This window comes from Arthrobacter sp. SPT-J7, assembly GCF_059089965.1.
Window position 1 is genome coordinate 34,613 of sequence record NZ_JBNHFF010000008.1, and the last position, 14,258, is coordinate 48,870.

At 67.4% G+C, this 14,258-nt stretch carries 13 protein-coding genes; 8 read left to right on the plus strand and 5 right to left on the minus strand.

The annotated features are described in order from the left end of the window. Positions 1-47: 47 nt before the first annotated feature. Positions 48-896: a non-homologous end joining protein Ku gene (gene ku, locus AC5RWX_RS13660; RefSeq protein WP_493940138.1), complete on the minus strand. Its 849-nt coding sequence runs from the start codon at positions 894-896 to the stop codon at positions 48-50. A gap of 83 nt (positions 897-979) precedes the next feature. On the opposite strand from ku, the gene AC5RWX_RS13665 reads away from it, so the two are divergent. The 5 genes from AC5RWX_RS13665 (at position 980) to AC5RWX_RS13685 (ending at position 7,461) form a co-directional block, all read left to right on the plus strand. Beyond that, positions 980-3,541: an ATP-dependent DNA ligase gene (locus tag AC5RWX_RS13665; RefSeq protein WP_494097532.1), complete on the plus strand. Its 2,562-nt coding sequence runs from the start codon at positions 980-982 to the stop codon at positions 3,539-3,541. A 135-nt stretch (positions 3,542-3,676) separates the two neighbouring features. Beyond that, a complete protein-coding gene (locus tag AC5RWX_RS13670) occupies positions 3,677-4,756 on the plus strand; it encodes a LacI family DNA-binding transcriptional regulator (RefSeq protein WP_493940140.1) in 1,080 nt (359 codons plus the stop codon). Positions 4,757-4,780: 24 nt separating this feature from the next. Next, positions 4,781-5,629, plus strand: coding sequence for an alpha/beta hydrolase (locus AC5RWX_RS13675; protein WP_494097533.1), 849 nt, complete (start codon positions 4,781-4,783; stop codon positions 5,627-5,629). Then, on the plus strand, positions 5,629-6,585 hold the full coding sequence (locus AC5RWX_RS13680; protein ID WP_494097534.1) for a carbohydrate kinase family protein: 957 nt from the start codon (positions 5,629-5,631) through the stop codon (positions 6,583-6,585). The genes AC5RWX_RS13675 and AC5RWX_RS13680 overlap by 1 nt, the downstream gene beginning before the upstream one ends. Before the next feature lie 39 nt (positions 6,586-6,624). Beyond that, positions 6,625-7,461 (plus strand): HAD family hydrolase, encoded by an 837-nt coding sequence (locus AC5RWX_RS13685; protein ID WP_494097535.1) that lies wholly within the window; start codon positions 6,625-6,627, stop codon positions 7,459-7,461. 39 nt (positions 7,462-7,500) lie between these two features. Here the strand turns inward: AC5RWX_RS13685 and AC5RWX_RS13690 are convergent, their stop codons facing one another. Beyond that, positions 7,501-8,178: a hypothetical protein gene (locus tag AC5RWX_RS13690; protein ID WP_494097536.1), complete on the minus strand. Its 678-nt coding sequence runs from the start codon at positions 8,176-8,178 to the stop codon at positions 7,501-7,503. Between the two features lie 48 nt (positions 8,179-8,226). Between AC5RWX_RS13690 and AC5RWX_RS13695 the strand changes: the two genes are divergently transcribed. From AC5RWX_RS13695 to AC5RWX_RS13705, 3 genes are read left to right on the plus strand one after another with little or no spacing between them, the layout of a single operon-like run. Further along, complete coding sequence (locus tag AC5RWX_RS13695) at positions 8,227-9,045, plus strand: glycerophosphodiester phosphodiesterase family protein (RefSeq protein WP_494097537.1); 819 nt, start codon at positions 8,227-8,229, stop codon at positions 9,043-9,045. Then, positions 9,042-10,163, plus strand: coding sequence for a glycerate kinase (locus tag AC5RWX_RS13700; protein ID WP_494097538.1), 1,122 nt, complete (start codon positions 9,042-9,044; stop codon positions 10,161-10,163). Before AC5RWX_RS13695 ends, AC5RWX_RS13700 begins: the two co-directional genes overlap by 4 nt. A gap of 27 nt (positions 10,164-10,190) precedes the next feature. Further along, on the plus strand, positions 10,191-10,685 hold the full coding sequence (locus AC5RWX_RS13705) for a hypothetical protein (protein WP_493940147.1): 495 nt from the start codon (positions 10,191-10,193) through the stop codon (positions 10,683-10,685). Here the strand turns inward: AC5RWX_RS13705 and AC5RWX_RS13710 are convergent, their stop codons facing one another. From AC5RWX_RS13710 to AC5RWX_RS13720, 3 genes are all read right to left on the minus strand, one after another. Next, entirely contained in the window at positions 10,686-12,332 is a 1,647-nt protein-coding gene (locus tag AC5RWX_RS13710; RefSeq protein ID WP_494097539.1) for a SulP family inorganic anion transporter, read from the minus strand. After that, entirely contained in the window at positions 12,329-12,733 is a 405-nt protein-coding gene (locus tag AC5RWX_RS13715; RefSeq protein WP_494097540.1) for an ArsR/SmtB family transcription factor, read from the minus strand. Before AC5RWX_RS13715 ends, AC5RWX_RS13710 begins: the two co-directional genes overlap by 4 nt. 170 nt (positions 12,734-12,903) lie before the next feature. Continuing rightward, positions 12,904-14,079 carry a cytochrome P450 gene (locus tag AC5RWX_RS13720; RefSeq protein WP_494097541.1) on the minus strand — a complete coding sequence of 392 codons (1,176 nt, stop codon included), beginning with the start codon at positions 14,077-14,079 and terminating at the stop codon, positions 12,904-12,906. Positions 14,080-14,258: the final 179 nt, after the last annotated feature.

Consider the following 14,258-nt stretch of genomic DNA (forward strand, 5'->3'; position numbering starts at 1 on the left):
GAGCCAGCAGCGGCAGGCGTCGCCCCGCCGTCGAACTGGGGCCGGAGTCAGGCACCCTTGGTGGACTTGGATCCGGACTTCTTCTTGGCCGGGGCATCGGAGGACGATTTGGCTTCCCGGTTCTTCTCCACGCTGCGGCGCAGGGCCTCCATCAGGTCCAGCACCTTGCCGCCTTCCTCCGCTTCCTCCTCGCCGAAGGTCTTCTCCGTGTCCAGCGCCTCGCCCTGCTCCAGCTTCGCCTCGATCAGGGTACGAAGCTGTTCCTGGTACTCGTCGGTGTAGTCGGCGGGGGTGAAGTCCGAGGAAAACGAATCCACCAGTGCCGCCGACATTTCCTTTTCTTTGGCGGAGATCCGTACGGTTTCTTCCAAAGAGGGAAAACTCGCCTCCCGCACTTCGTCCTCCCAGAGCAGGGTCTGCAGCATCAGGACCTTGCCGCGGACGCGCAGCGCCGCCAGCCGGGTCTTTTGCCGAAGGGCGAACTGGACAATGGCGGTGCGGTCCGTCTCCTCCAACGTCCGGCGCAGCAGGACGTACGCCTTGGTGGACTTCGAATCAGGCTCCAGGTAGTAGCTGCGGTCGAACATGATCGGGTCGATCTGGTCGCTCGGCACGAACTCCACCACTTCGATTTCGCGGCTCTTTTCCACGGGCAGCGACTTGAAATCCTCGTCGGTGATCACCACCGTGTGCTCGCCGTCGTCGTACGCCTTATCGATGTTCTGGTAGTCGACGGTCTTGCCGCAGACCTCGCAGCGGCGCTGGTACCGAATGCGGCCGCCGTCCTTGTCATGAACCTGGTGCAGGCTCACATCGTGGTCTTCGGTGGCGCTGTACAGCTTGACCGGGACGTTGACCAGCCCGAAGGCCACGGCTCCCTTCCAGATGGCTCTCATGGCACTAGTCAACACCCGCGGGCAATACAAAGCCAGAGGCAAGCCACTAGCCAAAGCGGGCAGGCGGCGGCGAGACTGGCGGTATGGCCACCCGGAAATCCAGTCAGCAGGAGACCGTCACGGTTGACGGGCACCGGCTCAGGCTCACCAATTTAGACAAGGTGCTGTATCCGGAGACCGGGACCACCAAGGCAGAGGTCATTGCCTATTACTCCGAGATTGCCGAGTACCTGATTCCGCATGCGGCCGACCGGCCGGTGACCCGCAAACGGTGGGTCCACGGCGTGGGCACCGCCGCTGAACCGGGCCAGGTGTTCTTTCAAAAAAACCTGGACACGTCGGCACCCGACTGGGTCCAGCGGCACGCCATTGAACACAAGAGCAACACCAACGTCTACCCCCTGGTCAATGACCGGGCCACGCTGACCTGGCTGGCCCAGATTGCCGCCTTGGAAATCCACGTTCCGCAATGGAAGTTTGGTCCGCGCGGCAAGATCAACAACCCGGACCGGATGGTGCTGGACCTTGATCCGGGCGAGGGCGCAGGGCTGCCGGAGTGCGTTGAGGTGGCATTCCTGATCAAGGACATTCTGGAGGGGATGGGGCTGGACCCCCGGCCGGTCACGTCCGGCTCCAAGGGGATCCACCTCTACGCCGGACTGGACGGCAAGCAGACGTCGGATGAAGTCAGCCAGGTGGCCCACGAACTGGCGCGCCTGCTGGAGGCCGACCACCCGGACCTGGTGGTCAGCGACATGAAGAAGTCGCTGCGCAAGGGCAAGGTGCTGGTGGACTGGAGCCAGAACAACTGGGCCAAGACCACCATTGCCCCGTACTCGCTGCGCGGCCGGCCGCACCCCACCGTGGCAGTGCCCAGGACCTGGCAGGAACTGCAGGACCCGGGCCTTACCCATCTGGACTTCCAGCAGGTGCTGGAGCGGGTCAAGCAGATCGGGGACCCGCTCTCCGGCATGGCCGGCGGCAGCGCCGACGAAGAGTCACTGGCCGCGGCGCCGGCGTCCGACCGGCTTAGTACCTACCGCTCCATGCGCGATGCGGACCGCACACCCGAGCCGGTGCCGGCAGCCATTGAACGCAGGGAATCGTCGGATGAACCGGTCTTCGTGATCCAGGAACACCACGCACGCCGACTGCATTACGACGTTCGGCTGGAGCACAGCGGGGTGCTGGCGTCCTGGGCCGTGCCCAAGGGGCCACCGACCACGACCGGCAAGAACCATCTGGCCGTCCAGACCGAGGACCACCCGATGGAATATGCAGCCTTCGAGGGCACGATCCCCAAGGGCGAATACGGCGCCGGGGTGATGACAATCTGGGACAGCGGCACCTATGAAGTGGAGAAGTGGCGGGACGGCAAGGAAGTCATCGTGGTGCTGCACGGGCGCCCGGATGGCGGTTTGGCGAACGACGGCGGGCCCGCCGGCGCGCGCCGGTACGCCTTGATCCACACCGGCGGCGAGGGCGGCAAAAGCAACTGGTTGATGCACCTGATGAAGGACCAGCCGCGCGCTGAACCAGGGACGGCGCAGGGCGTACGGTCGGAAACGAAGGACAAGGACGAGGACACCGAAGAGCACGAGCGGGCGACCAGTGCGCCGGCGGCGTCAGCCGGCGCCGGCTCCGCGCCGGGGAACGTTGATCCACCCCGACCGGTAAAACCCATGCTGGCGGTCCAAGGAACGGAGGCCTCCATCGACGAGGAGGACGGCTGGGCCTACGAGATGAAGTGGGACGGCATCCGCGCTGTCGCCGTCGTGGCGGAGGGCCAGGTGCAATTGATCAGCCGCAATGGCCAAGACATGACGAAGACCTACCCGGAGCTGGCCGACCTGCCGGATTATCTGCTGGCCCAAACAGCAGTGCTGGACGGGGAAATCGTCGCGCTCGACGCCAAGGGGCGGCCGGACTTCGGCCGACTCCAGAACCGGATGAATCTGGTGAAGGCAGCGGACATTGAGCGGGCGGCCAAGAAGTATCCGGTGGAGTATTTCCTCTTCGATTTGCTGGAATTGGACGGAACAGCAACGCTTGGGCTGGAATACTCCCAACGGCGCGAAATCCTCAACGAAGCGGTGGAGACCCCCCAGGACGGACACATCCAAGTTCCGCCGGCACTGGACGCCACCGTGACCGAAGCCGTCGCAGCCAGCCGGGAGGTCGGCCTTGAGGGGATTATTGCCAAGCGCACGGACAGCAACTACGCGCCGGGCCTGCGGACTAGGAGTTGGATCAAGATCAAAAACCAGCTGACCCAGGAAGTGGTCATTGTGGGCTGGCGGCCGGGCAAGGGGTCCCGCGCCCGCAAGGTCGGCTCGTTGCTGGTGGCCGTTCCCGACGGCGTGGAGCTGAGCTACCTTGGCCGCGTCGGTTCCGGCCTGACCGAACGCGAACTGGCCGAGATCGGATCCCGGCTGAAGAAAATGTCCCGCAAGACCCCGCCGCTGGAAGGCGTGCCGTCGGCGGATGCCTCGGATGCGCACTGGGTCCGGCCAGCGCTGGTCGGCGAGGTGCAGTTCAGCGAACGCACCGAGGCCGGAAAGCTGCGGCATCCAGTCTGGCGGGGCTTCCGGCCGGACAAGAAGCCGTCGGACGTCGTCGTCGAAATTCCGCAGTTCCAGCCCTGACGAGTCGGACCCCATCGCTTAAAAGTTTTTGCACCGAACCCCTATCATTCTGCGGCTCAATCGTTAGTCTTTACCCAGAGGAACTTCAGGGGGAAGTTTCCGGGGGATGTTTCTTGGGGAAGAAGGCCGTACCTCATGGGGAGTTCATTTAAGCCGACTATTCGCGACGTTGCCGAGCGGGCGGGAGTCTCGCTGGCAACGGTTTCCTATGTCTTATCCGGCCGCCATGGGGGCTCAACGCGGATCAGCGAGCCGACCAAGGCGAGGGTGGTGGAGGCAGCCAAGTCGCTGGGTTACGTGCCAAACCATGCGGCACGCGGCATGCGGCGCGGGCGCACGGACACGGTGGCCGTGGTGGTGGAGAATCTGGATTCGGCCTGGGACCGGCAGTTGGCAGAGGTGGCCAACCGCGTGCTGCCGGAACACGGCTACCGGGTGGTGGTCCTCCTGGGGCAGGAAGCCTGGCGGAACTTCATGCTCTCCGGCGGCGCGGATGGCGCCATTCTGGGGTTCAGCACCGAAACGCCGGAGGAAGACCACACCCTGCGCGATCTCGCGGACCGCGGAGTGGCCCAGGTAGTGGTGTCGCAGTTCCAGCAGCCGGACGGCTTCGACGTGATCTCGGTTGACGCCGAAGCGGGCATCGCCCAGGCGGCGGCATACCTGGCTGCCCGGCACAGCCGCATCGCAGTGCTGCACCGCGGCGGACCCGCCCCTGGTCCACGGGGCACCCGGTTGGGGCTGTTCCGGCAGGCGATGGCCGACCTCGGGGTCGAGCTGGACGAGAACCTGATCCGGGCCACGCACGGGTCCTGGCGTGAGTCGTACGAGGCGACCGGCGAACTTCTGAAGCTGGCCGATCCGCCCACGGCGTTCTTTACCACCGCAGACCTGGAGGCACTGTGCGTTTCCGGTTCCGCCACCGCAGCCGAACTTCGGATCCCGGAGGATATGGAGATCATCGGGGTGGAGACCTCGGACCTGGGGCACCATTCCGACCCGCCGTTGAGTTCGGTGGGCCCGGATCCGCTGGTGGGCACCGTGGTGGACCTGCTGATCGACCGGCTGGAGGGGCGTGCCCCGACCAGCGGCCGCTTGGTGCCTGCGCCGTGGAAGCTGCACCACCGAGGGACCACGGTGGCCGGCGCACCCGGTGAAGCTGCCGCCCACGGCGCGGATGAGCCCGTGGACAGCGTTTCCGACGGGGTCCCGTAGCAGAGCCGCCGCTAGAGTGCAGGGATGGACTGCACTCGGCACAGCTACGGCCCGGATCCCAGTCAGTACGCCGAACTCTACCGACCTGACCGGCGTCGGCACGCGGCCGTCGTCGTTCTCATCCACGGCGGATACTGGCGAGCAGTCTACGGGGCCGAGCTGGCACGGCCGCTGGCAGCGGACTTGGCCGGACGCGGCTGGATTTGCTGGAACCTTGAGTATCGCCGGGCAGGCAACGGCGGCGGCTGGCCGGAAACGTTCGACGACGTGGCCTCCGGCGTCGACCAACTCGCCATCACTGCGCAACGGCTGGGATTCGCGGCGGACCACGTGGTGGGGCTGGGCCATTCGGCGGGAGGCCAGCTGGCCGTATGGGCCGCTGGGCGGGGGCGGCTGCCGACGGGGGCCGCCGGACTGCGGGTGCCCGGGGTGGATCCGCGGGTGGAGTTCGATGCCGTGCTCAGCCAGTCCGGCGTGCTGGACCTGGCGCGTGCCCATGAGCTGGGCCTGAGCGGCGGGGCGGTGGAGAACCTGCTGGGCCGCCCCCGGGTCAGAGCGGCTGCGAAAGCGGGGCCTTCGCCGGCGCTGGGCGGCCAGGGCACCCGAGCGGAAGACACTGATGCGGATGCGCTTGATCCGTACGGGCTGGCCGACCCGATGTGGAACCTGCCGCTGCCGGTCCCGGTCTACGCCTTCCACGCAGACCAGGATGCGGACGTGCCGCGGGAGCTGTCCGAACGCTATGTCACCGCCGCCCGGGCGGCCGGCGGCGAGGCGGAACTGATCCTCGTTCCGGGAGACCACTTCGACCTGATCGACCCGGCCTCGGAGGCCTTCGTCCGGATCCGGCAGACGCTGGAGCGGCTGGGCTGATGGCCGTGCCGCAACCGGCACCGCTCTGCTACCTTGGCAGTGTGCTGACGGTCATAGGCGAGGCGCTGGTGGACGTGGTCCGGTCCGACACCCGGCCGCCGCGCGTGCATGTCGGCGGAAGCCCGATGAACGTGGCAGTCGGGCTGGCGCGGTTGGGCCACCCCGTCCAGTTCGTCGGCCGGTACGGCAAGGACCAGCACGGGGACCTGGTGCACAGCCATCTGCGCCGCAACTCCGTCCTGGTGCCGCTGGACCCGGACGCGTCGCCCACTAGCAAAGCCACCGCCAACCTGGATCCCACCGGAGCCGCCCGTTACTCGTTCGACCTGCTCTGGGAACTGCCGGAGCTTGACCAGGTCAGTCCCCGCCTGCTCGACGAAACGGTCTGGCTGCACACCGGCTCGATCGCCACCATGCTGGAGCCCGGCGCGCACACGGTGTTCAGGACCGTGCAGCGGGCGCACCCCCGGGCGCTGGTCAGTTACGACCCGAACTGCCGGCCGACGCTGATCACCGACCGGGATTTTGCCCGCCGGCAGGCCGAAAAGTTTATGGTGCTGGCCGACGTGGTGAAGGCATCTGATGAGGACCTGCGGTGGCTGTACCCGGACCGCCCGGTCGAGGAGACGGCACGGGATTGGCTGAAGCAGGGGCCGGCCGCAGTGGTGGTCACGCTCGGGGCCAGGGGCAGCTGGGGAGTGGTCCGGGCCGGATCCGCCGAGGTCGCCGCTCCGGCGGTGTCCGTGGTGGACAGTGTAGGAGCCGGTGACGCGTACATGTCAGGGCTGCTCGATGCGCTGCTGGCAGCCGGGTTTTCCGGTTCGGCGCGGCGGGAACGGCTGCGGGACATGGCCGCCTCCACGCTGGAAGGCCTGATGGCCCACGCTGCCCGGTCTGCCGCGGTCACGGTGTCAAGGGCCGGGGCAAACCCGCCGCATCGGGGCGAATTGGGCTAGCGCGGCGCCCGGCGGCAGGTTCCTCCCTAGACTGGTGCAATGCGCCTTATCGCCAGCGACTTGGACGGAACCATCATCGGCCGGGACGGGAAAATCAGCCCCCGCACCGTCCGTGCATTCCGCAGCGCCGCGGCCGCCGGCGTCGAAATCGTCTTTGTCACCGGCCGGCCGCCGCGCTGGCTTACCCCGCTGGCCGAGCAGATCGGCCACCGCGGCAGGGTGATCTGCTCCAACGGCGCCGTGGTCTACGACCTGGTGTCCGGCCAGGTCCTCTCGGCGCAGGCGCTGCCATACCAGAACATCCTCGAGGTGCGCCAAATCATCCTGCACCTGCATCCGTCCGTGACCTTCGCGGCGGAAACCACCGAGGGCTTTCAACTGGAACCGGGCTTTATCCAGCCAGGCTCGGTCGAACTGTTGGACGGCATCGTGCCCAAACTGCTGCCGGACAGTCTGCGCCGCACCGATGCGGTGGTGAAGCTGCTGGCCCGCGGCACGGACCTCGATCCGGACGACTTCCTCGCAGAGGTTGGCCCGGCGGTGGGCCATCTGGCGGCGGTGACGCATTCGGCGCCGGGCAACCCGCTGCTGGAAATGGCGCGGCCGGGGCTCAACAAGGCGGTCACGCTGGCCGAGTACGCGGATTCGCTGGGCATCGACGCCCAGGACGTGGTGGCCTTCGGCGACATGCCGAACGACATCGAGATGCTGCAGTGGGCCGGGGCGGGTTACGCCATGGCCTCCGGACATCAAAGGGCACTGGAAGCGGCCCCGTTCCGTGCCCCGGCTTTCAACGACGACGGCGTCGCCCAGGTGATCGAGGAACGCTTGGCCGGCCGAGGGCAAACGCCGCGCGGACCATTGGCCACTGCCTGAACCGACCACTGCCTGAGCCGGCCACCGCCGGAGCGGACTTCAGGAGCCGCGGCCCGCTCCGGTTGCCGCGGCTTGCGGCCGGGCTTCGGAACCTTCGGAGAGATACCGGCGGGCAAACCAGCTGGGGCCCACGGGCCGTTGCCTCGCGAACAAGTCCAGGTCGGCGAAAACCAACTCTTCGAACAGGCCGGCTTCGGCGGCTACACCGGTGCCCGGCGCAGCAATGAAGCTGCGGCCCGGGCCGTTCCACGCCACGGCCAATTTGCCGCGGCGGGCCAGCGCCCGAAACCAGCCGTCCCGGCCTGCGCTCCCGCCGGGCAGCACCAGCAGTTGCGCGCCCTCATCGGACATCGATCGGCGGGGCGAATGGAGCGCGCCCCGCACGACCGGGCCGGCGTCGTCCTCGGTCGCCAGGCAGATCAGCCGCCCGGTCAGTGGCACCACTGCGGCAGAGTCCGTGCAAGCCTGGAGCTCGCCGGCGGCGTCCAGCAGCCAGAGTTCGGTTGCAGCGCCGGTTCCGCTGCCTGTGCCGCCGGCCGCGGCAACCCCATACTTCGCCGCTAGCCTGCCCAGCTCGCGCCGGAAGTTGGGCGGGAATCCCGCCGGGAGCACCAGCAGCTGGGCGCCCAAGCCGGCCGCCTGTTCCAGCCAGCGCTGGCAGCGCACCGCTGCTCCATTGCCATGCAGCCCGGCAGCCTGCACAAGGGCAATGCGCATCGGTTCCTCCTGGTCGGCAACGGTGGGCGGGCCGGTAGAGTACCGGATGTGAGCAGTACCAGCCCGTACCTCAATCCTACGTTTCCCGGTTCCGGGCGGAACCGGCCGCTGGCCCTGTCCCACCGTGGCTTTTCCTTGGCCGGACAGGAGAACTCGATGGCCGCCTTCCGTGCCGCCGTCGAACTGGGCTACCGCTACCTGGAAACCGACGTCCGGGCCACCCGCGACGGCGTGCTGATGGCGTTCCATGATCCAACCCTGGAACGCACCACCGACGGCCGCGGCGCACTGGCAGCACACACGGCCGGACAGCTGGCGCAGGTGCGGATCTCCGGGGAGCCGATCCCCACATTCGAGGAACTGCTGACCGCCTGGCCGGATGTATGCCTCAACGTGGATGTAAAGGACATGGCTGCGGCGGACGAGCTGGCCCGGCTGATCGAAGCCCACCGGGCGCATGACCGCGTGCTCGTGGCCTCGTTCTCGGAGCGCCGCCGCTTCCGGGTCTTGCGGGGGCTCAGCCGCCCGGTCGCGAGCTCCGGCGGCGTTTATGCCACTGTAGGAATTTATCTTCTGGGCTTCGTCGGCCTGGCCACGTTGCTGGCGCGGCTGCTTCGGGTGCATGCCGTGCAGGTGCCCGTAAAATACGGCCGGTTCACGGTGGTCACGCACGGATTCGTGCGTCGCTGCCACCGCGCCGGCCTGCAAGTTCATGTGTGGACCATCAACGACCGCGCCGAGATGCTGCGGCTGCTGGCCCTCGGCGTGGACGGATTGATCTCCGACCGGGCCGACCTTCTGGCCGAGGTCATGGCCGAACGCGGGAGCTGGCCGCAGCGGGAGTCAATGCAGAGGGAGTCAACATGAAGGTCTTGATTGCACCGGATAAGTTCAAGGGAACGCTCTCGGCCGCCGAAGCTGCCAGCGCGATGGCCGACGGTGTGCTGCGGGTCTATCCGGATGCCCACGTGCAGCTGCTACCGATGGCCGACGGCGGCGAAGGCACGTTGGAGGCCGCTCTCGCCGCCGGTGCCGTGGAGCACAAGGACCGCGTGGTCGGGCCGTTGGACCGTGAAGTAACGGCGTCCTGGGCCATGCTGGAGCGGCCGGATCGCAAGACCGCCGTGATCGAGACGGCGCGCGCCTCCGGGTTGCTGCTGACCGAACCCAGCGTGCAGTCGGCCCTGGCGGCCCATTCCTATGGCAGCGGCCAGTTGATCGAGGCGGCGCTGAACGCCGGCGCCACCGAAATCGTGCTGGGCGTCGGCGGCTCGGCTATGACCGATGGCGGGTCCGGCGCGCTGCGCGCCCTCGGGCTGAGCATTTACAACGACGGCGGGGCCGAAGTCCTGCTCGGCGGTGCGGCCCTGGCAACGGCCGAGCTGCTGGATGCCACTGGTCTGGACCCGCGGTTGGCGGAGACGGTCATCCGGATAGCGGCCGATGTATCGAACCCCCTCTACGGCCCGGACGGCGCCGCGCACGTCTTCGCTGAACAGAAGGGAGCCGACGCGGTTTCGCGCCGGCTGCTCGACGAGGCATTGCAGCGCTGGGCGCAGTTGCTACTGCAGGCAACCGGCCGCGACGTGAACGTGGCCGGCGCCGGGGCGGCTGGTGGGTTCCCGTCCGGTTTCATCGCGCTGGCAGACGCCAACCTGGAGCGCGGTTTCGAGGTCGTCGCAGACCTGGTGGGGCTGGACGCCGCGCTGGCCGATGCCGACCTGGTGCTGACCGGCGAGGGTTCACTGGACCGGCAATCGGAGTTTGGCAAGGTGCCGCTGGCGGTGGCCGGACGGGCCCGCGAACGGGGAGTCCCCGCCGTCGTCGTTGCCGGTCACATCAGCCTCTCGCCGGACCAGCTGGCCGAACACGGCGTGCACGCGGCCGCCAGCTTGGTCGAGGCGGCCCGCAGCGAGGAGCAGGCGATGGCCCACGCCGCGCGCTATGTCACGTTGGCCACGCAGCACGCCCTCGAAGGGGCTTAGGCCCGGGGCCAGACCTATCATGAGGGCATGAGCAGTACCTCTGTCCCGTCCTCCGCAGCAGTGCGTCAACGCTTCCTTCCGTCCCTGGTGCTCTGGCTGGCCCTTCCGATGGCGGTGCTGGTGCCGCTCTGGGTGGTGGCCGGGCGGATGCTGTTCGGGATCGGCGGCCAGATGGTGCTGTGGCTGGGCATCAGCCTGGGACCGGTGCTGTTGGTACTGCTATTGCTCACCGGCATCAAGCTGGCCGAGGCGGCCCGCCGGGGTGGGCAGCTTCCGGTGCGGGCCGTCGTGGCGCCGGCACTCGCCTGGCTGTCGGCGATCGCCTTCGGATTCACCGTCCCGGACTTCGGCGGCGGGGCCGGAGACGGCACGTCCATCATGTCGCTGTTGGCCGGTCCCTCCGCCCTCGGGATGTCCACAGCACTGTGCAACCCGTGCGGCATCATCGCCCTGGCTCTGACCATCGCAGCCACGGTGTTCGCCTTCCGCGCCGCGGCCGATGGCAGGCCGGAGACGCCCTAGCTAGAGCTGTTGCGCCTCGCGGTTGCGCCGCACATGGCTGCGGGCATGCTCCACCGCAGCGTCCAGCTCCCCGAACAGGTGCTTGTGGTGCCGCAGTGACTCCAGGACCCCCACCCGGCGGGCCAACTGCAGGTGCCGGTCCTGGATCCCCTTGATGAGCACGGTGATGCCCCGGCGCTCCAGCTCGGTGACCAGGTCGGCAATGACCTTCGCCCCGGTGGCGTCGAGGATCTGCAGCTGGGACATCCGAATGATCACCACCTGCACGTTGCGGATGGCGCTTGCGCGTTCCAATACGCGGTCCGCCACACCGAAGAAGAGGGCGCCGTCCAGCCGGAACACCGCGATCTGTTCGTCGCCGTCCTGCGCCGGGCCGGGGATTTCCTCCCGGTGCACGCCGCTGGAATTGACCAGTGAGCGGAGCGCGAAGAACGCCGCTACGACGATTCCGATGACCACGGCCTGGATCAGGTCAAAGGACACGGTGATGATCGCGGTGACAATGAAGACGGCGGAGTCGGCGCGGGTGGAGCCCAGCACGCTGCGCAAGGTGCTGAGCGAGACCATCCGAAAGGCGGTCACCATCAGGACCCCGGACAGTGCGGCCAGCGGGATCTGGGAGACCGGCCCGGTGGCAAAATAGACCACCGCCAGCAACACCAGCGAATGCACGACGGCGGAGGCACGGGTGCGTGCGCCGGCCCGGAGGTTGACGGCGGTGCGGGCGATGGCCCCGGTGGCCGGCATGCCGCCAAAGAAGCCGGAGGCCAGCGAGGCCAAGCCCTGCCCCACCAGTTCGCGGTCGGCGTCGTAGGGCCCGGTGTCGGAGATGGAGGCCGCCACGCGGGCCGAGAGCAAAGATTCGATGGCAGCCAGTGCCGCGATGGTCACGGCTGGCCCGGCCAGCGCGGCAACCATGGCCAGATCGAGGGACGGCAGGGACGGGGCCGGCAGCGCACTGGGCAGGGCGCCGATTCTGGCGACATCCAGCCCGGCCAGCTGGGCCACCAGGGTGGCGACGACGATGCCGATGATGGATCCGGGCAGCTGCGGATGAATTTTCGGCGCCCCCACCATGATGGCAGCTACGATCAGCACGAGGACGATGGGCCAGAACATGCCGACAAGGGACGCGGTGCCCAGGGCTTGGACTGCCGAGACTGCCGCGTTCGTGCTCGGGCCCGGTGCGGTCCCGAAAGCAGCCGGTACCTGCTGCAGAAAAATGATGACGGCGATGCCCAGCGTGAAGCCCTCGATCACCGGCCACGGGATGAAACTGACCGCCCGGCCCAGCTTCAGCGCTCCGGCGACGAGCACCAAGAGCCCGGCCATCAAGGTCACCACGGCCAGCGAGGAGATGCCATGGCTGGCGATGACCGGCGCCAGCACAACCACCATGGCTCCGGTGGGGCCGGACACCTGGATGTTGGAGCCGCCGAAAACGGCGGCCACAATGCCGGCAATGATGGCGGTGATCAGACCGGAGGCAGCGCCCGCGCCTGAACTAACGCCGAAGGCCAGAGCCAGCGGCAGGGCAACGATGCCGACGGTAATGCCGGCCATGAGGTCGTTTTTCCACGTGCGCGGAAGCTGGGCGTAATCGGCGGCGCCGGGCAGCAGCGCAGCGGCTCCCTTCAAAGCCTTCACCGTACCGACGCCTCTTCGGGGGCGACTCCTGCCGTTGACGGGGAAGCCTCGCCGGCCGGCGGGCTGAAACCCGCCAGTTGCTGCGTAGTGGTGTGCAGGAGCTGCTGCAGCAGGCTGCGTGCAACGGTCAACAGGTCGGCTACTTGCGGATAGGCCAAGCGGTAGAAAACCTGCACGCCGCGCCGTTCTGCCAGCACCAGGTTGTGCCGCCGGAGCACCGCCAGATGCTGGGACAGATTCGAGGCTTCCTGGTTCGTGCCGTGCATCAGCTCAGTCACGGTCACTTCAGGGGAATCCGCGAGCAGTTCCAGCACCCGGATCCTCACCGGGTGGGAAAGTCCTTTGAACAGATTGGCTTTGACTTCATACAGCGGGGCATCGGCGGCGGGAAAGCGGTCCACGGTGTTCCTTCAGGAGTTCACTACTTTAGGATTCCATCATATAACCATCCATGGGGCGACCCGGTGCGAAGAGGCGCCCGCACCCCGGGCTGCTGCAGTGCCTGACCAAGGGTGCGGGCGTGACTATGTGTGCGGAGATGTTCGTGAACGATCAGATCCGGCCGGACGGCTCAGGCGGGAACCACCTCAAGCACGGGCAGGCTGTCCAGGCCGCGGCTGGAGTTGTTGATCTTCCGCACGCCCTCGCCGACAGTGAACGACTTGACCCGGCGGCGGAGCGCCTCCAGCACAGCGTAGGCCTCGAGCCGGGCCAAGCCCTGTCCGGCGCAGCCGTGGATTCCGTAGCCGAAAGACAGGTGGTCAATCGGATTGCGTTCCACCCGGAAGGTGTCCGGGTCCTCGTAATGGCGGGGGTCCCGGTTGCCGGCGTAGAAGAGGAGGGCAACCTGGGAGCCAGCCGGAATGATGGTGCCGTCCACGTCGACGTCCCGCGTGGTGCCGCGGCCTTGTGCGTGCATTAGCGCTTCCAGTCGAAGCGTTTCATTGAAGGCCGCCGGAATCAGCGAGGCGTCCTGACGGAGCAGTTCAAACTGGTCGGGGTTCTTGCCGAAAGCATCGATGGCGTTACCGATGGCGGCAATGGTCGTGTCCATGCCTGCCGCTACGTACTGGTGGATGATCTTGCCGCAACTCTCGGCGGGAATCTCGCCGCGGTGTCCGGCGTCAAAGATGGCCCGGCCGATACTGCCCTCGGCGAGCTCTTCCCGCTGCAGGCCGGTAGACCAGTGGAAGAGTTCCCCGGCCAACGGGAAGTTCTGCGCGGTGCGTTCGTTCATCGGGCCCAGCGTGTTGAAGGCGGCGGCGCCCCAGTCGAGGATCTTGCCGCGAACGTCACCCTGCACGCCAATCAGGTCCAGCACCACCTGCAGGGGCAGCTCACGGGCCAGATCGCCGATCGCGTCGAACGAGCCGCGCTCCACCGCTGCAGCCACCAGATCATCGGCCTTCTGGTCGATGCTGACCTTCAGCTTACGCAAGGCACGGGGGGTGAGGTTCTCTGTGAGGGCACTCCGCAGGGCCTCGTGCTTGGGCGGATCCGTGGCCAGGCTGGTGCCGGCCAAGGCGCCGTTCATATCCGGATTGAACGCCACCGCCGTCGAGGAGAACGCCTCCCAGTTGCCGAGGGCTTCACGGATTTCCTGGTATCGGGTCAACACCCACACGTCATTCTTTTCCAGCCGGACGGCTGCTGCCTGTTCGCGCAGTTCCGTGAAGGCCGGGTGGGGATCGAGCAATACTTCGTCGGACCAAAGGTCGATGTCGGACGTTTGCTGCACTGCAACCATTCCGTGGCACCTCGCATCTGTAAGGGCCGCAGGCAGCGGCACGCGCTTCTGCGGGGTTCGGGCATTGGGCCGTGGGCCGCATCGAGTCGACTGACTCGATGTGTCCGGCACCACTATGGCTATCCAACGGCGTCATGTTGCATAAGGCAAATGAATGTTTTGAATGAGAAGCATGCGCA

What these genes read in the sequence shown, in the direction of transcription:
- AC5RWX_RS13720 (WP_494097541.1), bottom strand. Translation starts at nt 14,079, where the DNA reads ATGGTTGCAGTGCAGCAAACGTCCGACATCGACCTTTGGTCCGACGAA.
- AC5RWX_RS13670 (WP_493940140.1), top strand. Translation starts at nt 3,677, where the DNA reads ATGGGGAGTTCATTTAAGCCGACTATTCGCGACGTTGCCGAGCGGGCG.
- AC5RWX_RS13675 (WP_494097533.1), top strand. Translation starts at nt 4,781, where the DNA reads ATGGACTGCACTCGGCACAGCTACGGCCCGGATCCCAGTCAGTACGCC.
- AC5RWX_RS13690 (WP_494097536.1), bottom strand. Translation starts at nt 8,178, where the DNA reads ATGCGCATTGCCCTTGTGCAGGCTGCCGGGCTGCATGGCAATGGAGCA.
- AC5RWX_RS13680 (WP_494097534.1), top strand. Translation starts at nt 5,629, where the DNA reads ATGGCCGTGCCGCAACCGGCACCGCTCTGCTACCTTGGCAGTGTGCTG.
- ku (WP_493940138.1), bottom strand. Translation starts at nt 896, where the DNA reads ATGAGAGCCATCTGGAAGGGAGCCGTGGCCTTCGGGCTGGTCAACGTC.
- AC5RWX_RS13665 (WP_494097532.1), top strand. Translation starts at nt 980, where the DNA reads ATGGCCACCCGGAAATCCAGTCAGCAGGAGACCGTCACGGTTGACGGG.
- AC5RWX_RS13705 (WP_493940147.1), top strand. Translation starts at nt 10,191, where the DNA reads ATGAGCAGTACCTCTGTCCCGTCCTCCGCAGCAGTGCGTCAACGCTTC.
- AC5RWX_RS13700 (WP_494097538.1), top strand. Translation starts at nt 9,042, where the DNA reads ATGAAGGTCTTGATTGCACCGGATAAGTTCAAGGGAACGCTCTCGGCC.
- AC5RWX_RS13685 (WP_494097535.1), top strand. Translation starts at nt 6,625, where the DNA reads ATGCGCCTTATCGCCAGCGACTTGGACGGAACCATCATCGGCCGGGAC.